This window comes from Massilia sp. Masssp93 (assembly GCF_059491295.1).
In genome coordinates, this window is record NZ_CP168502.1 from 1,165,128 (window position 1) to 1,187,115 (window position 21,988).

Genomic DNA, 21,988 nt, shown 5'->3' on the forward strand with positions numbered 1-21,988 from the left:
CTTATCCTCGATAAACGCGCGAACGCGGGTTGCTTATCGTACATGATTGTTCAGTAACTCGCTCGGCCCTGCCTGCCCTCCGCGCTCCCGGTTTGCCTTTGCTCAGTCCGCTGTTTCGTTCTGCGCGCCGCCGCGGCGCGTCAGCGGCAGCGTGCGCAGGACGCTGCGGTTGTGCTCTTCCTCGTGCAGCGTGGCCGTCGCCTTGATCAGGTCGCTGCGGCTGACGACGCCCAGCAGTTGCGCGTGGCTGGCCTGCGCCACGACCGGCAGGCGCTCGATGCCGTGCACGGCGAGGCGGGTGGCGACGGCGCGGCACGTCTCGCCGGGCAGCGCGACGAGCGGCGGATTGACGCCGAACAGGTCGCCGACGAGCATCGACGGCGCGTGGTCGTTCAGCGTGTCGCGTTCGACCATGCCGACGACGAGGCCGCCGCGGGTGACCGGATAACCGCGGTGCTTCTGGGCCGCGCCGAAATGCGTGGCCAGCACGTCGCCGATGGTGGCGTTGGCGTCGATGTGGTGGACTTCCGTGCTCATTACCTCGGCCACGCTGTGGCGTTCGAGCGGGTCGATGCCGTATTCGCGGTAGATGTGGTGGCCGCGGCGGGCGATCTTTTCGGTCAGGATCGAGCGGCCCATCGTCAGCACCGTGAAGCCGTAGGCGACGGCGGACGCGGCCAGCAGCGGCAGCACGGCGTTGGCGTCGTGCGTGAGTTCGAACGCGAACACGACGGCCATCACGGGCGCGCGCATCATGCCGCCCAGGGTCGCGGCCATGAACACGAGCGGCCACAGCGCGGGATCGGCGCCCGGCAGGTAGGGGCCGAGCACGGCGCCGAGGCCGGCGCCCAGCATCAGCAGCGGGGCCAGCACGCCGCCGGACGTGCCGGAGCCGAGCGCGATCAGCCAGATGACGAGTTTCACGGCCAGCAGGCCGACGATGACGCTCGCTGCCAGGTGATTGTGCAGCAGGTCGCCGATGACGTCATAGCCGACGCCCAGCGCGCGCGGCTGGAAGTAGCCGCCGATGCCGACGACGAGGCCGCCCAGCGCCGGCCACCACATCCAGTGGATCGGGAGGCGGTGGAAGCCGTCCTCGACGCGGTACAGCGCCGTCGACATCAGCCAGGCCAGCGCGCCGCACGCGAGGCCGGCCACCAGGCAGGAGCCGAGGGCGACGGGACTCACGGCCGCGGTCTGCAGCGGGAACAGCGCGCCGGCGCCGATCACGAGCGGACGCAGGAAGCCGGCCACGGCGCACGCCGTCGCCACCGGCAGCAGGCTGCGCGGACGCAGTTCGAACAGCAGCAGTTCGACGGCCATCAGCACGGCCGCCACCGGCGTGCCGAACACGGCCGTCATGCCGGCCACGGCGCCCGCCACGAGCAGCGACTTGCGCTCGCCGCCCGTCAGGTGGAAGTGCTGGGCGATCAGCGAGCCGATCGCGCCGCCCGTCATGATGATCGGGCCCTCGGCGCCGAACGGGCCGCCGCTGCCGATCGCGATGCCGGACGACAGCGGCTTCAGCACGGCGACCTTGGGCGACATGGCGCTGCGCTTGAACAGGATCGCCTCGATCGCTTCGGGAATGCCGTGGCCGCGGATCGCCTCGCTGCCGTAGCGGGCGATCAGGCCGATGATGAGGCCGCCGATCACGGGAACGGCGATCACCCACAGGCCCAGCGTATTGTTGGCCGGCGACATGTCGTCAAACGAGAACTTACCGTAGAAGAACAGGTCGGTGAAAAAGCGGATCAGTCCCAGCAGGACGTGCGCCGCGCCCGTGCTGAGTGCGCCGATGAGGGCGGCGAGGACGGTCATGCGCAACAGGTTGGCATCGCCTGAAAAATCGCGCCGCGGGGGGGAAGGATGCGTGGCAGGTTTCATATTGTTATACAAGATTAGGAACGGTAAAGACGCCTTGCAGGGCGCGCAGTTCGGCGCGGTGGACGGCGGCGAGCTGCGTCAACAGTGCTTCGCCTTTCGGCAACAGGTGCACTTCGACGCGGCGCCGGTCCGCGGCGTTCGTGCGGCGTTCGACGAGCGCGCCCGCTTCACAGCGCGTCACCAGGGCGACCACGCCGTGCTGCTTGGCCTGCAGGCGCTCGGCCAGCTCGCCGACGGTGGCCCATTCGCGTCCTGAAAACCCCTTGATGTGCAGGAGGAGCAGGTATTGCAGCGGCGTGATGCCGGCCGCCTGCACGGCATTTTCGGAGAAGCGCTCGTAGCGCCGCATCTGGTGGCGGAATTCCGACAATGCGGCGAAATCCGTCTTGGACAGCGGGGGTAACTCGTCTTTCACAGGGGATATGCGATTGGGGCGTTGGCTTTGGGAATCAAATAATATATCATAACGTGATACTTTTTGGCAGCGCCGTGCGCTGCGTTTTTTTTGTAAACGACGGGAATGATGCTGGATAAGAGTCTGGAATGGATGCGGTCGTTCGTACCGCAACCGAATACGGTGCCGCGCGGCGAACGCATGCGCGCGGTGGCAGGGGCCCTCGTGGGGCTGTTCGTGACGGCGATCCTCAGCGACATGCTGACGGCGCACTCCGGCATCGGGCCGCTGGCCCTGGTCGCGCCGATGGGGGCGTCGGCCGTGCTGTTGTTTTGCGTGCCGGCCAGTCCGCTGGCCCAGCCGTGGTCGGTGATCGGGGGGAATACGATTTCGGCGCTGGTCGGCATCATCTGCGCCAGGGCCGTCGCCAATCCGGCGCTGGCGGCGCCGCTGGCCGGCGCCTGCGCGATCTTCGTGATGTTCGTGCTGCGCTGCCTGCACCCGCCCAGCGGCGCCGTGGCGCTGACGGCCGTCCTCGGCGGACCGGCCATCCACGCCGCCGGCTTCCAGTTCGCGTTCCTGCCCGTGTGCCTGAACTCGACCTTGATCGTGCTGGCCGCGCTCGTGTTCAACAACCTGACCGGACGGCGCTATCCGCACAACCAGAAGTCCATGCTGCGCACCGCGCAACAGGCGGCGCACGCGACGCGCGACCAGGCACCGATGGCGCGCCTGGGCTTCACGGCCGAAGACCTCGACGCCGTGCTGGCGCGCTACGGCCAGGTGCTGGACGTCAGCCGCGACGACCTGGAAGAGATCCTGCTGCAAACGGAACAACGCGCCTACGCGCGCCGCTTCGGCACCGTGAATTGCGGCGCGATCATGTCGAAGGACGTCGTGACGGCCACGCCCAACATGCCGCTCGACGAAGCCTGGCGCCTGCTGCGCCATCACAACCTGCACGCGCTGCCGGTGCTGGACGAAGCGCGCCGCGTGGCCGGCATCATCGGCCAGAGCGATTTCCTGCATCACGCCGGCCTGGACGATTACCAGACCCTGGGCGAGCGCCTGCGCGGCCTGTTCGCCCACGTGCTGGGCGTGCGGCCGGAGCGGGCCGCGACGGTGGGTGAATTGATGTCGACGAAGGTCGCCGTGGTCGAGGCGGCCGAACCGATTGCCACGCTCGTGCCGCTGATGAGCAACGTGGGCTTCCACCACATCCCCGTGGTGGACGAGCGCGCCGTGTTCCTGGGCGTGATCAGCCAGTCGGACCTGCTGGCCGCGCTGTTCGAAAGCCGCCTGGCCGAAGCGGCCTGACAGCCGAACCGGGGTCAGAGCCCGATTTTGGGAAATTGCACGGCCAAGCGAAATACCCGGCGGGATTTCAGGAGTTGTTCATAAGCCATTAACCCAAACCGGGCTCTGACCCCGAATTGTCGAGTTGTTGGAGTATGCAACTGGGCCATTGCCAAAATCAGGGCTCTGCCCCCGGTTTCAGGCCTCGTTGGCGCCGCAGCACTTCTTGTATTTCTTGCCGCTGCCGCAAGGGCAGTCGTCGTTGCGGCCGACCTTGGGCTCGTCGCGGCGCACCGTGTCGACGGCGGCCTTGCGGCGCGGCAGCCAGAAGCGGTGGATGCCCGGCAGGTTGGCCTCGATGTCCAGCGCCAGCTTGTGCGCCTTCTTCGGGTCCTCGACTTCCGCCAGCTCGCTTTCCTCGATCTCGTCCGCGCCCAGCAGGTAGATCGGGCGCATCAGTGGGGCCGCTTCCGAATCCCAGATCTCGTTCCACGAGCCAGGCCGCAGTTCCATGCCTTCCCAGAAACCCCAGCACCAGGCCTCGGCGTCGATCAGCGTCTCGCCGCCGATGTCGTGCTCGACGTACAGCGGCTCGAATTCCTTGGGCGCGACCTCGAACGTGACGAGCACTTCGTTCATGAAGCGCATGATCAGGTTGACGATGCGCTCTTCTTCCTTTGGATTCTTCCACTTGACGACGGCGTCTTCCTCGCCCCACACGCGCGGCAGCCATTCGGCCGGCATGATGGTTTCCGGGCCGATCGCGATGGCGGTCAGGTAGCCGTGCAGCGTGTCCATCGTCATCGCGTCGTCGGGACAGCGGTCGGACAGCAGGAAGTTGTCGAGATCGTCGAATTCTTTTTCGGAGAGGGGCTGGTCGAGTTGCATTGTTTCTGTTTCCTTGCGTTGAAGCCGCCAGTGTAACGCCTCCCGCACCCCGGCCGGCGAAAAAAAGCGCGTGCCGGCCGGCCGCCTTACAATGGCGGGATGGATAATCAGTCTGACAACCCCCGCAGTCATCCGTTTTCCCGGCTCGATCCGTTGATGGTGCTGGACGCCGTCGACAGCGTCGGCCTGCGCGGCGACGGCCGCCTGCTCGCGCTGAACAGCTACGAGAACCGCGTGTACCGCGTCGGCCGCGAAGAGGGCCCGCCCGTCGTCGTCAAGTTCTACCGGCCCGGCCGCTGGAGCGACGCCGCCATCCTCGAGGAACATGCGTTCGTGCAGGAACTGGCGGACCAGGAAGTGCCGGTCGTGCCGGCGGACGTCCTCGACGGGCGCACCCTGCACGAGCACGGCGGCTTCCGCTTTGCCGTCTTCCCCAGCCGCGGCGGCCGCGCGCCGGAATTGTTCGATCCGGCGACGCTGGAATGGATCGGCCGCTTCATCGGCCGCATCCACGCGCTCGGCGCGGCGCGGCCGTTCGCGGAGCGCCCGCGGCTGGACCTCGACACGTTCGGCCGCGAACCGCGCGCCTGGCTCATTGGCCACGGCTTCATTCCGCCCGAGCTGCTGACCGCGTACACGAGCGTCCTCGACCAGGCGCTGGACGGCGTCGCGCGCTGCTACGACCGGGCCGGCGCGCTCCCGCTGCTGCGCCTGCACGGCGACTGCCACGCGGGCAACGTGCTGTGGACGGACGACGGTCCGCACTTCGTCGACTTCGACGACAGCCGCATGGGACCCGCCGTGCAGGACCTGTGGATGCTGCTGTCGGGCGAGCGCCAGGAGATGGTGCACCAGCTGGCCGACGTGCTGGCCGGCTACGAGGATTTCTGCGAATTCGACCCGCGCCAGCTGTACCTCGTGGAAGCGCTGCGCACGCTGCGGCTGATCCATTATTCGGCATGGCTGGCGATGCGCTGGGACGATCCGGCCTTCCCGGCGGCCTTTCCCTGGTTTAATACCCAGCGCTACTGGCAAGACCGCATCCTCGAGCTGCGCGAGCAGGTGGCGCTGATGGACGAGCCGCCCTTGTGGCCCGTCTAAAGCCGGAATTGCGGACGTTTTACGATTCAGCTCGGCGTGACACGATACGCAGCCATGCCGCATAATCGAAGCGCGGGCTCGTCCGGGCCCGCATGCCATCCAGCGAGCCATTCATGACCGACCGCGCCCACCCGACCGATCCATCCGCCAAGCACGACGACGCCGATTTCACGATCGACCTGATGCCCGCCGCCCAGGATCACGCGGCGCCGCAGGTCGAGCCGCAGCGCGAGCACCTGGAGCAGCGCGCGATCAAGGAAGGCATCGCGCGCGTCGAGGCGGAGGCGAAGGCGGCGGTGGCGGCCGAGAACCGCGCCCATGCCGAGGCGCGGGCGCGCAGCCTGGCCGAGGAGCGGGCCGCCATCGACGCCGAAGCGGCCGCCGCCGCGCTCGCGAACGCGCAGGCGTCGGAAGAAGCGATCGAAGCGAACCGCGACCGCATCGAAACCCTGCGCGCCGCCGCCAAGGCCGCCGCCGAGCGCCTGGAAGCGGTCCGCCAGGAGACGGCCGGGCTGCGCGCCCGCGTCGAATCCGACACCCAGATCCGCCTCGCGTCCGAAGCGCGCGTGCGCGCCGAGGAAGACGCCCGCAAGCGCGCGGCGGAGCAGGCGCGCATCGACGCCGAGATCGCCGCCCGCGCCCAGCGCGACGCCGACGACCTGGCCATCCAGTCCGAGCAGGCGCGCCTGCAGGCGGCCGAGCGCGTGGCCGCCGTGCACGCGGCGCGCGAGGAGGTGCACCACAGCGCCAGCGCCGACGCCCGCGTGGCGATCCTCGCGCGCGAACGCGAACGGGCCGAGCGTGCCGCGCGCCAGACGGCTGAGAAGCTGGCGCAGGCGGAAAGCGAGGCGCTGGAACTGGCGCAGCAGCGCGAACGGGCGGACCAGGTCGCGCTGGCGTCCGCGTTCGCGCGCGCGTCCGCGGAAGCGCGCGCGCTCGAGGAAGCGCGGGCCCTCGCGCACATCGAGCAGGAACGCGAAGCCATTGCGCTGGCCCAGGTGGAATCGGAGCGCACGGCCGCGCAATCGCTGCGCATGCGCCTGCAGACGGAAAAGGAATTGCGCGACGCGGCCATCCACCGCGAGCGAATGGAGCAGATGTCGCTCGATGCCGCCGCCGCGCGGCGCGAAGCGGAAACCCGCATCCTGGCCGCGACGGAAGCCCGCATCGAGGCCGACCGCAAGCTGCGCGACGTGGCGATGGCGCGCGCGGCGGCGGAAGAGGCCGAAGCGGAACAGAGCCGCGCCCGCCTGGACGCGGAGCGCGAGGCGGCCGAACAGGCGGACCTGCGCGCGGAGGCCGACCGCATGGCGCAGGAAGCGGCGCAGCACGATGCCGAGGCCCAGCAGCGCGAGCGCCAACTGGCCGAGGAACGCGCGGCCCTGAGCGCGACCGCCGCCGCCGCGCGCGCCGCGCAGAACGCGGCACTCGAGGCCGAACTGGCCGCGCAGGCCGCACAGGCCGGACACGAGCAGGAAGCCGCGCGCCTGGCGGAGCAGCGCGCCGCGCAGGCGCAGGAGCTGGCGCAGGCCGAACAGGCGCGGGTGCTGGCCGAGCAGGATGCGCTGGCGCGCCAGCAGGCACGCATCGAGGCCGAGCGCGCCCTGGCCGCCGCCGCCGAGGCGCGCGCCGCCGCCGAACAGGATCAGGCCGCGCAACTGGCCGAACGGCTCGAAGCGCAGGAGCGCGAGCTCGCCGCGCTGCAGGCCGAAACGGCGGCGCGCCTCGCGGCCGCGGAGGAGCAGCATGTCGCGCGGCTGCAGGCCCAGCGCGACGTGCTCGCCGGCCAGCACGCCGACATCGAAGCACGCCGCGCCGCCTTCGAGCAGGAGCATGCCGCGCTACTGCAGGCCCACCGCGACGCGCTGGCCGAACAGCAGGCCGGATTCGACGCGCGCCGCGCCGCTGCCGAACAGGAACACGCGGCGCTGCTGCAGGCCCACCGCGAAGCACTCGCCCAGCAGCAAGCCGGATTCGACGCGCGCCGTGCCGCCGCCGAACAGGAACACGCGGCGCTGCTGGCCGCGCAGGCGGAGCACGAACAGCGCGCCGCCGCCGAGCGCCAGGCCGCCATCGATGCGCAGCGCGCCATCGCCGAACACGCGGCGCGCCAGGCCGGAGACGAACAGGCGATCGCCGACGCCCAGCGCGTCCAGGCGGCGCGCGCGGCGGAACTGGCCCAGGCCCAGGCCGACCGCGCCGCCCACGAACGGCGCCAGCAGCAACTGACGGACGAATTGCTGGCGGCCGAACGCGCCGCCGCGGACGCCGCGCACGACGCCTTGCTGCTGCTGGAGCAGAAGCTGTCGTCGCAACAGCAGCAGACGGCCGCCGACGTGCGCGCCAACGAAGCGGCCGCGGCGCGCATGGCGTCCGAACGGGCCGCGGTTGCCGCCGCCGAGGCCCGCGCCGCCGCCGAAGCGGAACGCGCGCAGCTGGCCCGCATGCGCGAAGCGGCCGAGCAGGCCGCGTCCCAGGCCGCGCTCGACAAGCGCGACGCCCAGCGCGCGCTGCTGGCCAACGCCCAGCTGGCGGCCGAGATGCAGCGCAAGACGGCGCTCGCCACGCAGGAAATGCTGGACGCGAAGAAGCGTCTGGTGGAACTGGAATCCGCGCGCCAGGAAGACCAGGTGGCGGAACTGGCCGCGCTGCGCGAACAGATCGAGGCGCGCCAGGCCGAGGCCAAGCAGCGCGCCGAATCGGAAGACATGGCGCGCGAGGTGCTGGGCCGGTTCGCGCAGCAGCCGTCGAAGGTGCAGGCGGCGATGCGGCTGGCGGACGCGGTGGCCAGGCAGCGGGCCGACCGCGATCACGAGTAAATAACCGCTACTTCAACACGTCGGTCGAAGCAACACGTCGCCCCCGCGCAGGCGGGGGCCCAAGTTCTCGGCTCAGCCCAAAATCGGGTCCCTGCCTGCGCAGGGGCGACGGTTCATGCGGCACCGGTTTACGCCTTCGCGTTCTTCTCCAGATACGCCCCATGCCCCGGCATCTTCGCGACGGTCTGCGCGATGAGGTCGCGCATGCCGGCGAAGTGGCCATGCAGCTGGCGCATGTCGACGTCGTCCACGAACGGATCGTAGCGTGCCGGCACGACGCCCAGGCCCATCAGCATCGAGACGAACGAGGGGGCGCCGAAGCTGTCGCGGTCGAAGATCGTGACGCGGCCCGTCTCGCGGAACAGTTCGATCTGGTGCGCGAGTGAATCGGGAATGGTCATGTTTGCGCAGTAGCGCCAGAATTCGGTGTCGTCACGCTTCGTCAGCTTGTAGTGCATGATGATGAAGTCGCGGATCGACTCGTAGCGGCTGCCGATCAGGCGGTTGAATTCGGCCGCCAGCTCGGGACGGAAATCGCGGTCCGGCCACAGTTCGATCAGGGTGCCGACGGCCGTTTCGATCAGGCTGATGCTGGTCGATTCCAGCGGTTCGACGAAGCCGGCCGACAGCCCGATCGCCACGACGTTCTTGACCCACGATTTCTTGCGCTTGCCGGTGGTGAAGCGCAGCTGGCGCGGCTCGTCCAGCGCCGCGCCGTCGAGGCCATCGAGCAGGTCCTGGCGCGCCTTCTCGTCGGTCGTGAACGCGTTGCTGTACACGTGGCCGTTGCCGGTGCGGTGCTGCAGCGGGATGCGCCAGATCCAGCCCGCGCCCTTGGCCGTCGAGCGGGTGTAGGGCGTGAGCGGTTCCACGCGCGCGCACGGGACGGCGAGGGCGCTGTTGCAGGGCAGGTGCTCGCTCCAGTCCTCGTAGCCGGCTTTCAAGGTGCCTTCGATCAGCAGGCCGCGGAAGCCCGAGCAGTCGATGAACAGGTCGCCGTCGATGGCGCGGCCGTCGGCCAGGCGCACGGCCGTGACGAAACCCGTCTCCGGATGCTGGTCGACGCCGGTGATCGTGCCTTCGACGCGCGTGGCGCCGCGCGCCGTCGCGTAGTCGCGCAGGTAGTTGGCGTACAGGCTCGCGTCGAACTGGAAGCCGAACGAAAAGGCGTCCGTGACGCCCGGCTGCGTGTCCGCCGGCATCGCGAATTTGTTCTCGCGCGCCATGACCGAGGCCATCGACCAGTTTTCCATGGCGGGCATGTGGTCGAAGGTGCGCGCGAGGCGCAGCCAGTGGTGGTGCGGCGCGACCCCGTTGAGGGGCGGACCGAAGTCGCCGAAACCGTGGAAGAAGCGGTTGCCGACGTGCCCCCAGTCCTTGAACTCGATGCCGAGCTTGAAGGTGGCCTGGGTCTTCTTGATGAAATCGGCGTGGTCCAGCTGGAGGGCGGCGTTGTAGAAGCGGATCGTCGGCAGCGTCGCTTCGCCGACGCCGATCGTGCCGATGTCCGGCGATTCCACCAGCACGATCTCGCAGCGCTTGCCGAGCCGCTGGGCCAGCGGGGCCGCGGTCATCCAGCCGGCGGTGCCGCCGCCCACGATGACGACTTTGCGGATGGGGTGTTGTTGCATAGTCTGTCTCCTGTCTTATTTACAGGAGTGTAGGACACGGCGGACGGAGCGGCAACAGAAATGTTTGCGTATAACATTTCTGTTGCGGCAGTTTACATATTGCTGGGCGCCACCGGATTGGCACCGCCGATGACGGCCTTGTCGACGAAGTATTCGGTCTCGCCGAAGCACGAGGTCGGTACGCCGATGTGCTGCTCGTACGTCAGTTGTACACGCTGCCCCATGGCGGCCTGCAACTGGCGCACGACGTTCTCGTCGCGCACGGTAAAGTTGAAACGCTCGGGAATCGCACCCGGCATGCTCGACAGCAGGATCTCGCCTTCCCACGTCTTGCACAGCCAGCCCTTGCGCGACAGCTTTTGCAGGTAGCCGGCCCGTTCGCCTTCCGAATACGACCAGTGCAGCACGACCCACGTGTACAGGGCGAACAGGGCCGCTGCGGCAATGACGACGGAGGCGAGGATGGCGATGGCGCGGCGCGGCAGGGTCTTGGGCATGGTGGGCAGGCGGTGGTTGAATAATGGACGCAACGAAGCGCGCCCATTCTGACACGAGCGCGTGGATTGTCAATTAGTCCAGTCTTAGGGCCAGGCTCAGGCGTTCACCCCGAACGAGCGGGCGAGGGGGCCGAGGCCGCCGTTGTAACCCTGGCCGACGGCGCGGAATTTCCACTCGTTGCCGTAACGGTACAGTTCGCCGAAGATCATCGCCGTCTCCGTCGAGCTGTCTTCCGACAGGTCGTAGCGGGCGATCTCGCGCTCGCCGTCCGCGTTCAGGCAGCGGATGAAGGCGCGCGCGACCTGGCCGAAGTTCTGGTGGCGCTGGTCGGCCTCGTGGATGGTGACGGCGAACGCGATCTTTTCGATCTCCGGCGGCACCCGCGTGAGGTCGACGAGGATGCGCTCGTCGTCGCCTTCGCCCTGGCCGGTGCGGTTGTCGCCCGTGTGCTTGACGGCACCGTCGCTGGACTGGAGGTTGTTGTAGAAGATGAAGTCGGTATCGCCGCGCACCTTGCCGTCGCCGCGCAGCAGGAAGGCGCTGCCGTCGAGGTCGAAGGTGGCGCCGTCCGTCGCGCGCGGGTCCCAGCCAAGGCCGATGATGACCTTCTTGAGGTTCGGATCTTCCTTGGACAGGTTGACGTTGCCGCCTTTCTGCAAACTGATCGCCATCTTGTTTCCTTTCTGTTGATATTGATATGACCTGGGGTGTTCAGGTCGCCGACTCCAGCGCTTCGCGCTTCTTGTAGCGGATCGACGACCACAGCGACACCAGGATGAAGGCCACGCCGGACAGGCCGGTGAACCATTCGGGAATCTCGTACTCGACGCTGGCGAACATGATCAGGGCCAGGATGCCGATCGCGTAGTGCGCGCCGTGCTCGAGGAACACGAATTCTTCCAGTGTGCCCTTGTGCACGAGGAACACGGTCAGCGACCGCACGAACATCGCGCCGATGGCGAGGCCGAGCATGATCACGACGACGTCGTTCGTGATCGCGAACGCGCCGATCACGCCGTCGAAGCTGAATGACGCGTCCAGCACTTCCAGGTAGATGAACCCGCCGATGCTGCCCTGCGAGATCAGCTTGCCGACGGCCGGATCGGACTCTTCTTCCTCCAGCAGCCCGCTGAACCAGTTGACGCCCACATACACGAGCACGCCGACGACGCCCGCGATCAGCACGGACAGTTTGCGCTCCTGCGGCACGAGGCTCATGCAACCGAACGCGGCCAGCAGGGTGACCAGGATAGCGAAGCCTTCCGAGCCGTATTTGCCGACTTTTTCTTCGATCCAGCCCAGCCAGTGGAGTTCCTTTTCCTCGTCGAACAGGAAGTTGAGGAAGACCAGCAGCAGGAAGGCGCCGCCGAACGCGGCCACTTCGGCGTGGCGCGACGTCAGGTGGCGGGCGTACTCGGCCGGGCTGTTGACCGCCATATGCCAGACGTCGATGAGGCCCAGGCCCGTCGCTACCGATACGATCAGCAGGGGGAACAGCAGGCGCATGCCGAACACGGCGACGACGATGCCGACCGTGAGGAACAGCTTTTGCCAGAACGCGTTCCAGTTGCGCAGGACGGAGGCGTTGACGACCGCGTTGTCGAACGACAGCGAGATCTCGAGCACGCCCAGCACCGCTGCGATCCACAGGCCCTGGAGCAGGCCGGCGGTGCCGCCGTGGGAAAAGCCCCACCAGCCGGCCAGCGCGAGCAGGACGGCGGCGACCACGAACGACAACCTGAAATGTTGCATGCACGACTCCTTTGGAAGCACATTGACTGAAATACCACAGCGCGCATATTAACTCGGTTCCCGCGCTGACGGGCGCATCGGATGTCGTCTTGACAAGCATGGGGCGCCACCGTCGAATTGCTCACGTGACATTGCATCTGCCATAATGCGGCCCGGCGTCACGCCTTCCGTATTTCAGTCTGAATGGATTTCGCATGGATTTTTCTTATCTGGTCACCCCGGTGCTGACCTGGCTGGTGGTCGGTCCGATCAAATTCCTCATCAACAGCGCGCGCCAGCGGCGCTGGGCGTTCAATCTGGTGGGCAATGGCGGATTTCCCAGCAACCATAGCGCCACCGTCACGAGCATGGCGACCCTGATCGCGCTGCGCGAGGGCATCGGCCATCCGGCGTTCGGCGTGGCCGTCACCTTGTGCTTCATCGTGATGATCGACGCCAACAGCCTGCGCCAGCACGTCGGCCGCCAGGCCGCTGCGATCAACCGGCTGGCGGCGGGGGCCGGCGAACACAAGACGCTGCGCGAGCGGATGGGGCATACGCTGGTCGAGATCGGCGGGGGCATCGTCACCGGGATTTTGATGGGCAACCTGGTGTATCACCTGTTCGCTAAATAACAGCGGAAATTGGGTCCCCGCCTGCGCGGGGACGACGTTTCGATTCGGTCTCCGCCTGCGCGGGGACGACGTTTCGATTCGGTCTCCGCCTGCGCGGGGACGACGTTTCGATTCGGTCTCCGCCTGCGCGGGGACGACGGATCTACGTTTATCCGCATCATCAAGCACCGTCGCTCCCGCGCAGGCAGGGGCCCAAGTGAAGTACCGTCGCTCCCGCGCAGGCAGGGGCGCAAGTGAAGTACCGTCGCTCCCGCGCAGGCGGGAGCCCAAGTTGCACGCGCACCACCGTCCACCCGGACGTCCGCCCGTCCGCCTTGTCGCACATTTCATACTCGGCCAAACGCATTTCATCCCGCCTATCCGCAGTTCATCCCATCAAATCCGCGCTTTGCCGAACCGTCAATTGACGGTGATGGCGGCCTCATTGATACTGCCCGCTGGCCTTTGCCATTCTAATTTTTACACAGGTAACGAGTCCATCTCGGGGGAACCAAGAAATGTTGCGCAAAACTATAATCTTCCTTGCTATTGCTACCGCACTCAGTGCGTGCGGCAAACACGACAAGGACCCTGCCAAGGCCGGCGCCGCCAGCGCGCAGGCGGACGGCAAGCAGAAGGATGGCAAGGCCGTCCAGCTGCTCGTCGCGCCCGAGGATATGTTGACCGTTCAAAGCAGCGCGCTCGCGAACGGCCCGGTCATCACGGGCTCGATCCAGCCGGAGCGCAAGGCCGATCTGCGCGCGGAAGTGTCCGCCGTCGTGCTGCAAGTGCTGAAAGAGAATGGCGATCCGGTCAAGCGCGGCGACGTGCTCGTCAAGCTCGACGAGACCTCGATCCGCGACAGCCTGATGTCGGCCCAGGAAGCCCTGCGCGCCGCCAGCCAGGCGTTCGACCAGTCGCAGCGCGCCCTCGACCGTCTCAAGACGCTGCGCCAGTCCGGCATGACGTCGGCCCAGGCGCTGGACGACGCGGAAGTGCGCCGCAACAATGCCCAGAGCGACGTCTCGGCCGCCCGTGCGCGCCTCGTCGCCGCCCAGCAGCAGGTGACCCGCACGGTCGTGCGCGCGCCGTTCGACGGCATCGTGTCGGATCGTAAAGTTTCGCCGGGCGACACGGCCGCCATCGGCAAGGAATTGCTGAAGGTGATCGATCCGACGAGCATGCGCTTCGAGGGCCAGGTATCGTCCGACAAGATCGCGGCCGTCAAGGTCGGCCAGCCCGTCATGTTCCGCGTAAACGGTTATGGCGATCAAAAATTCGCCGGCGTCGTCAAGCGCATCGATCCGAGCGCGGACGACGTCACGCGCCAGGTCGAGGTGCTCGTCGGCTTCGCCAACGACACGCGCCCGCGCGTGGCCGGGCTGTATGCGGAAGGCCATATCGACGCCGAGCTGACCGATGCGCTGATGCTGCCGGAGTCCGCCCTCGTGCGCGACGGCGACAAGACGTATGCATGGAAGGTCAAGGGCAATGCCCTGTCCAGGGCCAACCTGGCGATCGGCCCGCGCGATCCGCGCACCGGCGGCTTCGAGGTCAAGAACGGCCTGGCCGCCGGCGACACCGTGTTGCGCCACCCGAACTCCAGCCTGAAGGATGGCCAGAAGGTCGAGCTGTCCGCCGCCAGGGTGGCCAGCGCCGCCAGCAACCCGGCGCCGGCCAAATAAACCGGGGAATCCGCAATGTTCCTTTCCAATTTCAGTGTCAAGAAGCCGATTGCCACGCTCGTGCTGGTGATCGGCATGATGTGCATGGGCCTGCTCGCGCTCAGCAAGCTGCGCGTGAACCAGAACCCGGACGTCGATATCCCGATCATCGTCGTCAATATCCCGTATCCGGGCGCGTCCCCCGAGACGAGCGAGCGCGAACTGCTCGAGCGCCTCGAGAAGCAGATGCAGGCGATCACCGGCGTTACCGAAGTCAATTCCTATGCGAACGAAAGCAGCGCGACGATCGTGCTGCAGTTCGACTTCAAGCGCAACCTGATCGAAGCGTCGGACGACGTGCGCAACGCCATCGCGTCGGTGCGCTACAAGCTGCCGGTCGAGATGCGGGAACCCATCCTGCAGCGCGTGGACCCGTCGGCCCAGCCGATCATGAACCTGGCGCTGTCGTCCAGCACCCAGACGCACGCCGAGATCTCGCGCCTCGCCGAGGACCAGCTGGCGGACCGCCTGCGTGCCATCGACGGCGTCGCCAACGTGACCGTGAACGGCTCGCTCAAGCGCCAGCTGTCCGTACTGCTGCATGCGCAAAAGCTGCGCGAGTACAACGTGTCGGTCAGCGACGTGACGAATGCGCTGGCGCGCCAGAACACGAACGCGCCGGTGGGCAAGGTGCGCAGCGAGCTGGACGAGAAGGGCATCCGCCTCGTCGGCCGCATCGAGCATCCGGAAGACTTTTCGCAGATCGTCGTCAAGCGCAACGGCGACACGATCGTGCGCCTGAACCAGGTCGCCGACGTGAAGGACGGCTTCGCCGACATCGACAGCTATTCGATGCGCAGCGGCAGGTCCAACGTCGGCATCTCGATCATCCGCTCGCGCGAAGCGTCGACCGTGGGCATCGCGAAGAAGGTGCGCGCGATGGTCGAGGAGATCAACAAGGAACTGCCGAAAGGCACCAGCCTGGAAGTGACGCGCGACGGCGGCGACGATGCCCAGCGCAGCCTGAACAACGTGATCGAATCGCTCGTGTTCGGCGCCATCCTGACCATCTTCGTCGTGTACGCGTTCCTGAATTCCTGGCGTTCCACGCTGATCACGGCGCTGTCGCTGCCGACGTCGGTGCTGGCCGCGTTCATCGCCGTGTGGCTGTGCGGCTTCACGCTGAACTTCATGACGCTGCTCGGCCTGTCGCTGGCGATCGGCGTGCTGATCGACGACGCCATCGTGGTGCGCGAAAACATCGTGCGCCACATGGAGATGGGTTCGGATCGCCGTACCGCCGCGCTCGAGGGCACGGCCGAGATCGGCATGGCCGTCGCCTCGACGACGTTCTCGATCATGGCCGTGTTCATCCCGGTCGCGTTCATGCCGGGCATTTCCGGTGAATGGTTCCGGCCGTTCGCGCTGACCGTCGCGTGCTCGGTAATCGTGTCGCTGGGCATCTCGTTCACGCTCGACCCGATGCTGTCGGCCTACTGGGGCGACCCGCCGGGCCACCACCATGCGCCGAAGCGCGGCATCGAAAAGTACCTGGCGAGATTCAACGTCTGGTTCGACCACCAGGCCGACCGCTACGGCCGCGTGATCGCCTGGGCGCTGCACCACCGCCGCTGGATGGCGCTGATCGCCGTCGCCAGCTTCGTCGGGGCCCTCGGCCTGCACGCCAAGTTCGGCGGTTCGGCCTTCCTGCCGAAGATGGACGCCGGCCAGATCGCGATCGAAGTGCGGACCCCGGCCTCGTCGTCGGTGGGCTATGCCAAGATGAAGATGGAAGAGGCCGCCGCGCTGGCGCGCACGCTGAAGGAAACGAAAGAGACGAACAGCTCGATCAACTCGGCCGGCGGCCGCATCTACGTCGACATCGGCAAGCGCAGCGAACGCCACCGCACGGCGGCCGAGATCGCCGTCGAGCTGCGCGAGAAGATCGCGCGCCTGGTCGGCGCCGAGTACACCGTCACGGACGACCTGAACGGCAACGGCAAGCCCGTGCAGATCGAGTTCACCGGTCCGGATTCGCGCAAGCTGATGGAGCTGACGAATGCGTACATGGACAAGCTGCGCCAGGTGAAGGGCGCCGTCGACGTCACGCTGTCGCAGCAGGACCCGAAGGACGAGCTCCAGATCGAGCTCGACCGCGGCCTGTCCAACATGATGGGCATCTCGGTCGGCGACGCCGCCACCGCGCTGCGCGTCGCGTTCGCCGGCATCGAAGTCGGCGACTGGGTCGACCCGACCGGCGAGACCCGCGACGTGGCCGTGCGCCTGGCGCCGGAAGACCGCGTGGGTGCCGAGAACATCGAACGCCTGCCGATCGCCGTCACCGGCACCAACACGATGGTCCCGCTCGACCAGATCGCGAAGATCACGATGGGCAAGGGTCCGTCGGCGATCGAGCACAAGGACGGCAAGCGCGTGATCACCGTGTCGGCCAACGTCGAGGGCCGCTCGAACGGCGAAGTGACGGACGAGGCCATGAAGCTGGCCAAGTCGATGGACTTCCCGCCGGGCTACGGCCTGTCGCTGGGCGGCGCCGGCAAGGACCAGGCCGAGGTGTTCACGCAGATGACGATCGCGCTGGTGTCCGGCATCGGCCTGATGTACCTGATCCTCGTGATGCAGTTCGGCTCGTTCACCGCGCCGCTCTCCGTGATGCTGTCGCTGCCGCTGTCGCTGATCGGCGTCGTCCTCGCGCTGCTGCTCACGCACGGCACGCTGAACCTGATGAGCTTCATCGGCATCATCATGCTGATGGGTCTGGTGGCGAAGAACGCGATCCTGCTGCTCGACGCCGCCCGCACCCGCGAAGCGGAAGGCATGGACCGCGAGGAAGCGCTGATGGCCGCCGGCCGCGCCCGCCTGCGTCCGATCCTGATGACGACGTTCGCGCTGATCGCCGGCATGTTCCCGGTCGCGCTGGCCCTGGGCGATTCCGGCCAGTTCTACCAGCCGCTCGCGATCGCGATCATCGGCGGCACGATCACGTCGACGATGCTGACCTTGCTGGTCGTCCCGACCTTCTACGACAGCATCGAGATCGCCCGTGACCGCATGGTCGCCAAGTTCCACCGCCGCGCGGCGCGCTTCACCGCGGTGCCGGCCTTCGTGCTGACCTTCATCGAAGCGATCCTCACGCTGGTGGCGGTGCGCCTCGTGTTCCGCGCGATCGTGAAGGCGGGCCGCTTCGCCTTCCGCCGCGGCCGTCCGGCGGCGGCGTGAACGATGTAACGTGATGCATGCCGGCCGCGGCCGGCGTCAAGTCAAAGGGCCTGCGCGTGCAGGCCCTTTTTTCATGCCGGGACGGCATGCGCTGGGGCCGCATCCGCCGCGCCCAGTGCATGCCGTAACGACGGCACACCATGGCGCAAAGGGCCGCGCGCGACCCTTTGCCGATGCGCCATGGCGATCAGCGGCCGTTCGAGTTCGGCGTCGTGCCGGTGCCGGAGGTGCCCGACGTGTCGCTGCCGGTCGTGCCGGAGGTGCCCGACGTGCCCGACGAACCCGTACCGGACGTGCCCGTGCCGGTGGTGCCGGTCGCGCCCGTGCCGGTGGTGCCGGTGCCGGTTGCGCCGGTGCCGGTGTCGCCGGTGGTGCCCGTGGCGCCGGTGCTGCCGCCCATGGTGCCGGTGGCCGTGCCGGTCGTGTCACCCGTCGTGCCGGTGGCCGTGGTGCCGGTCGTGCCGCTGGTGCCCGAGCTGCTGCTCGGCGCGGTGGCCGAGGTGTCGCCGGTACCGGTCGTGCTGGTGGGTTCCGTTTTCTTGCAGGCGGCAAGGCTTGCCATCAGCGCCGCGGCGAACAGAATTTTCGATGCGTTGTTAAGAGCTTTCATTTGTTTTACTCCTCGTTCACGTCTATCGTGTACCGCCGTCTCCAGGTGAGGCGCTGGAGGGTCGGCGGCGGCTTTGGGTTCCCGATGGACCGGCAGGCCCAAACGCGAACCATCGGGGAACCGACGCAATACGCGGCCCCGGTGGAGTACGAATCCGACAGTCAGGATTAGACTGGCATCGCGCCGGCCGGTTCGTCGGATTGCCCTCCTTTTATAAGAGCCGGATCATCATCGTCCGGCCCTCAGTCCCCCGGCGAAGCTGCCGGATGGTCGTGGCGGCGCGTCGGCGTGGTCGCCGGCGGCCTGTTCGAGCAGCACGGGAATGCAATCGCACAATTCCCGCGCCAGGTAACCCAGTTTGCCGAAGCGTTCGGCGAGGCGTTCGCCCGCGCGCGCATGCAGCGCGACACCCCAGGCGGCCGCCTGCGCGAGCCCGGCGCCGCGCGCCGCGAGGCCGGCGATGACGCCGGCCAGCACGTCGCCCGAGCCGGACGTGGCGAGCCCGACGTTGCCGCCTTCGTGCTGCCAGCGCTCGCCGCCGGGCGCCGCGATGACGGTGCGCGCGCCCTTCAGCGCGACCACCGCGTTCCAGCGCAGCGCGGCGTCGAGCGCATGGCGGTCCGGGGCGGCGCCGATCTCGTCCTTGGCGATGCCCGTCAGGTGGGCCATTTCGCCCGCATGCGGAGTCACGAGGACGGGCACGTCGAAGCGGAACGGCGGCTGGCCCGCGGGCGGATGCAGGACCGCGCCCATCGCCTCCGCATCCAGCAGCACCTTGGTGTCGGTCCCGTCCAGGCGCGGCAGCAGCGCGTGGACGAGGCGGGCCGTCGCGGCCTCGTCCCGCATGCCGGGGCCGATCAGGACGGCGCCGATCTTGTCGGCCAGCGGATCGAGCGCGGCCACGGCCTCGACGGTGAAGCCGCCGGCGTCGTTCTCGGCCAGGCCCAGCACGCGCGATTCCGGGATCGCCAGCGCGACCAGCTGCGCCACGCTGCGCCCCGTGGCGATGGTCAGCTTGCCGGCGCCGGCGCGCAGGGCGGCGGTGGCGGCCAGGATCACGGCGCCCGGCATCTCGCGCGAACCGCCGAGGATCAGCACGTGGCCGCGGTCTTCCTTGTCGCCGTCGTTCGAGGGCACGGGCAGCGGCCAGCTGCGCAGCAGGCTGGGATCGACGTCGCGCGGGCGGGCGTGGGGTTGCAGCGTCATGGAAGGAACCTCAGGCCTTGGCGGCGGTGGGCTGGTCTTTGGCGACCGTGACGGGCGTGCCGCTGTCTTCGAGCGGCGCGACGAAGTTGACCAGGCGTACCGTCAGTTTGCCGCGCTTGCCCAGCGTGGGGTCGAAGGCGTACGAGGTGACGGAGCAGTTCGGCACGTCGCCGGAGCGGTCCTGCGCGAGGATCGTCGCCTCGTCCATCCGCTCCAGCAGGTAGCGGAAGCAGTTGACGATGACCTGGTGCGCGACGATCAGCACGCGCTCGCGCGAGTACTCGCGCGTCATCGTGTCGAGCACGCTGCGCAGGCGCAGGATGACGTCGCACCAGCTCTCGCCGCCGGGCGGGCGGAAATAGAACTTGCCGACGTGGTGGCGTTGCTCATGGAGCTCGGGATATTTCTCGGCAATGCCGCGCACGGTCAGGCGGTCGAGGATGCCGAACTCCTTTTCGCGCAGGCGCTCGTCGGCATGCACGGCCAGCAGGTCGTCGCGGTCGAGCCGCTGCATCAGGATGTTGGCGGTCTCGGCCGCGCGCACGTACGGCGAATGCAGCACGACGTTCGGCTGGGCCTCGCGCGGCAGCGCGGCGAACCAGGTCGAGAGTGCCTGCGACTGGCGCACGCCCAGCTCGGACAGGGGCACGTCGACGTCGCGTTCGGCGATGTCGATGAGGAGGCCCGAGGCCGCCTCCGCGGCATCGCGCGCGACATTGCCGGCGCTTTGTCCGTGCCTGACGAGCCAGATTTCCTGTGGCCATTTCTGATCCATCATCCGACCGTTTGTGATTTTGACATGACGCGATCATAGACGGATTCGGCGGGATTTCCGCGCACGATTCCCAGCGAAAATGTGTGCCGAACCGACGTGTAGGCGATGTCTTACGGCAGCGCGGGAAGCGCGCGAATGTGGCCGGCGGCATGGCGAGCCCGGCCGGGCTGGCGCCGCCGGGCGGCGGGCTTCACACCACTTGTTCTTCGCTGTCCAGGTTGACCTCGGCGTCGCTGTCGAACACCTTCATGTCGGTCTGGCCGAGCACGCGGCTGGCGAAGGTGCCGGCCGTGATGGCACCGCTGACGTTGAGCGCGGTGCGTCCCATGTCGATCAGCGGTTCGATGGAAATCAGGAGGCCGGCCAGCGCGACGGGCAGGTTCAGCGCCGACAGGACGATGAGGGCGGCGAACGTGGCGCCGCCGCCCACGCCGGCCACGCCGACGGAGCCGATCGTCACGACGCCGATGAGCGGCAGCAGGAACGCGGCGGTGAACGGATCGATGCCGACGGTCGGCGCGATCATCACGGCGAGCATCGCCGGATAGATGCCCGCGCAGCCGTTCTGGCCCATCATCGAGCCGAACGACGCGGCGAAGTTGGCGATGCCTTCCGGCGTGCCGAGGCGCGCGGTCTGCGTCTGCACGCTCATCGGAATCGACCCGGCCGACGTGCGCGACGTGAACGCGAACGCCAGCACGGGGAAGATCTTTTTCACGTAGCGGCCCGGGTTCAGGCCCACGGCCGCGATGATCACGAGGTGCACGCCGAACATCAGGATCAGCGCGCTGTACGAGGCCATCACGAAGCCGATCAGGTTCAGGATGTCCTGCAGGCTGGAGCTGGCGACGACCTGCGTGATGAGCGCGAACACGCCGAACGGGGTGAGGCGCAGCACGAGCGTCACCATGCGCATCACGATCACGTGGGCGACGTGGACGAATTCGCTGAACTTGTCGAAGACCTCCGGCTTCTTGCCGGCGATGCCGGTGGCCGAGACGCCGATGAAGATCGAGAACAGCACGACGGCGATCGTCGACGTCTTGCGCGCGCCCGTCATGTCGAGGAAGGGGTTTTCCGGAATGAACGACAGGATCATGGTCGGCAGCGACACGTCCTGGGCGGTCGACAGTTTGCCTTCCAGATAGTGTCCGCGCGCGATCTCGGCCGCGCTCGACGTCAGGCCGACGGCGGTCAAGCCGTACAGCTTGGCCATCAGGATGCCGATCGCCGCGGCGATGGCCGTCGTGGCCATCAGCGTGCCGATCGTCAGCGCGCTGATCTTGCCGAGCGAGGAGGCGTCGCGCAGCTTGAGGATCGCCTGGATGATCGAGACCATGATCAGCGGCATGATGATCATCTGCAGCAGTTTGACGTAGCCGGTGCCGACGATGTCGAGGTAGGCATTCGTCTGCCCGATGACAGGCGAAACGTTGCCGTAGAACGCCTGGAAGGCGGCGCCGAGCACGATCCCCAGGCCGAGGCCGGTGAACACGCGCTTCGTGAAGGACAGGTGGCGTTGCTGCATCGCGTACAGCAGGCCGCAGAACGCGAGGGCGATGGCCAGGTTCAGGATCAAGGGGAGACTCATGGTGTCCTCGTGTTGCGTTGCCCGCCCGCGTTTTGTGCGCACAGGA

17 protein-coding genes are annotated in these 21,988 nt (G+C 67.7%); 6 read left to right on the forward strand and 11 right to left on the reverse strand.

Annotation, left to right across the window (positions count from 1 at the left end; all coding sequences use genetic code 11):
• Positions 1-102 precede the first annotated feature (102 nt).
• Together ACEN9Q_RS05085 and ACEN9Q_RS05090 are read right to left on the reverse strand one after the other, a co-directional pair.
• Positions 103-1,887: a chloride channel protein gene (locus tag ACEN9Q_RS05085; RefSeq protein ID WP_495627578.1), complete on the reverse strand. Its 1,785-nt coding sequence runs from the start codon at positions 1,885-1,887 to the stop codon at positions 103-105.
• A 4-nt stretch (positions 1,888-1,891) separates the two neighbouring features.
• The gene (locus ACEN9Q_RS05090) at positions 1,892-2,236 is read right to left on the reverse strand and encodes a MarR family winged helix-turn-helix transcriptional regulator (RefSeq protein WP_082548264.1); all 345 of its coding nucleotides are present in this window, start codon (positions 2,234-2,236) and stop codon (positions 1,892-1,894) included.
• Between the two features lie 174 nt (positions 2,237-2,410).
• Here ACEN9Q_RS05090 and ACEN9Q_RS05095 point away from each other — a divergent pair, with 174 nt between their 5' ends.
• Positions 2,411-3,598 (forward strand): HPP family protein, encoded by a 1,188-nt coding sequence (locus ACEN9Q_RS05095; protein WP_495627579.1) that lies wholly within the window; start codon positions 2,411-2,413, stop codon positions 3,596-3,598.
• A gap of 177 nt (positions 3,599-3,775) precedes the next feature.
• Here the strand turns inward: ACEN9Q_RS05095 and ACEN9Q_RS05100 are convergent, their stop codons facing one another.
• Positions 3,776-4,465, reverse strand: coding sequence for a UPF0149 family protein (locus ACEN9Q_RS05100; RefSeq protein ID WP_056447481.1), 690 nt, complete (start codon positions 4,463-4,465; stop codon positions 3,776-3,778).
• 99 nt (positions 4,466-4,564) lie between these two features.
• Between ACEN9Q_RS05100 and ACEN9Q_RS05105 the strand changes: the two genes are divergently transcribed.
• Positions 4,565-5,566 carry a serine/threonine protein kinase gene (locus tag ACEN9Q_RS05105; RefSeq protein WP_495627580.1) on the forward strand — a complete coding sequence of 334 codons (1,002 nt, stop codon included), beginning with the start codon at positions 4,565-4,567 and terminating at the stop codon, positions 5,564-5,566.
• Positions 5,567-5,679: 113 nt separating this feature from the next.
• Entirely contained in the window at positions 5,680-8,385 is a 2,706-nt protein-coding gene (locus ACEN9Q_RS05110) for a coiled-coil domain-containing protein (protein ID WP_495627581.1), read from the forward strand.
• A 128-nt stretch (positions 8,386-8,513) separates the two neighbouring features.
• Here ACEN9Q_RS05110 and ACEN9Q_RS05115 read toward each other — a convergent pair whose 3' ends face one another.
• The 4 genes from ACEN9Q_RS05115 to ACEN9Q_RS05130 form a co-directional block, all read right to left on the reverse strand.
• The gene (locus ACEN9Q_RS05115) at positions 8,514-10,016 is read right to left on the reverse strand and encodes a tryptophan halogenase family protein (protein ID WP_495627582.1); all 1,503 of its coding nucleotides are present in this window, start codon (positions 10,014-10,016) and stop codon (positions 8,514-8,516) included.
• A gap of 92 nt (positions 10,017-10,108) precedes the next feature.
• Positions 10,109-10,513, reverse strand: a complete 405-nt coding sequence (locus ACEN9Q_RS05120; protein WP_056447487.1) for a DUF8785 domain-containing protein — start codon at positions 10,511-10,513, stop codon at positions 10,109-10,111.
• A 96-nt stretch (positions 10,514-10,609) separates the two neighbouring features.
• The gene (locus ACEN9Q_RS05125) at positions 10,610-11,185 is read right to left on the reverse strand and encodes a TerD family protein (protein WP_056447489.1); all 576 of its coding nucleotides are present in this window, start codon (positions 11,183-11,185) and stop codon (positions 10,610-10,612) included.
• Between the two features lie 40 nt (positions 11,186-11,225).
• On the reverse strand, positions 11,226-12,266 hold the full coding sequence (locus ACEN9Q_RS05130) for a DUF475 domain-containing protein (protein ID WP_056447491.1): 1,041 nt from the start codon (positions 12,264-12,266) through the stop codon (positions 11,226-11,228).
• A gap of 194 nt (positions 12,267-12,460) precedes the next feature.
• On the opposite strand from ACEN9Q_RS05130, the gene ACEN9Q_RS05135 reads away from it, so the two are divergent.
• From ACEN9Q_RS05135 to ACEN9Q_RS05145, 3 genes are all read left to right on the forward strand, one after another.
• A complete protein-coding gene (locus ACEN9Q_RS05135) occupies positions 12,461-12,880 on the forward strand; it encodes a divergent PAP2 family protein (RefSeq protein WP_056447492.1) in 420 nt (139 codons plus the stop codon).
• 497 nt (positions 12,881-13,377) lie between these two features.
• On the forward strand, positions 13,378-14,544 hold the full coding sequence (locus ACEN9Q_RS05140; protein ID WP_056447494.1) for an efflux RND transporter periplasmic adaptor subunit: 1,167 nt from the start codon (positions 13,378-13,380) through the stop codon (positions 14,542-14,544).
• A 15-nt stretch (positions 14,545-14,559) separates the two neighbouring features.
• The gene (locus ACEN9Q_RS05145) at positions 14,560-17,760 is read left to right on the forward strand and encodes an efflux RND transporter permease subunit (protein WP_495627583.1); all 3,201 of its coding nucleotides are present in this window, start codon (positions 14,560-14,562) and stop codon (positions 17,758-17,760) included.
• A 187-nt stretch (positions 17,761-17,947) separates the two neighbouring features.
• On the opposite strand, the gene ACEN9Q_RS05150 is transcribed toward ACEN9Q_RS05145, so the two are convergent.
• From ACEN9Q_RS05150 to ACEN9Q_RS05165, 4 genes are all read right to left on the reverse strand, one after another.
• A complete protein-coding gene (locus ACEN9Q_RS05150; protein WP_495627584.1) occupies positions 17,948-18,370 on the reverse strand; it encodes a hypothetical protein in 423 nt (140 codons plus the stop codon).
• Between the two features lie 228 nt (positions 18,371-18,598).
• A complete protein-coding gene (locus tag ACEN9Q_RS05155) occupies positions 18,599-19,576 on the reverse strand; it encodes an NAD(P)H-hydrate dehydratase (RefSeq protein ID WP_495627585.1) in 978 nt (325 codons plus the stop codon).
• 10 nt (positions 19,577-19,586) lie between these two features.
• Positions 19,587-20,351: a histidine phosphatase family protein gene (locus ACEN9Q_RS05160; RefSeq protein ID WP_056447648.1), complete on the reverse strand. Its 765-nt coding sequence runs from the start codon at positions 20,349-20,351 to the stop codon at positions 19,587-19,589.
• A 190-nt stretch (positions 20,352-20,541) separates the two neighbouring features.
• Positions 20,542-21,942 (reverse strand): L-cystine transporter, encoded by a 1,401-nt coding sequence (locus ACEN9Q_RS05165; protein WP_495627586.1) that lies wholly within the window; start codon positions 21,940-21,942, stop codon positions 20,542-20,544.
• Positions 21,943-21,988 lie beyond the last annotated feature (46 nt).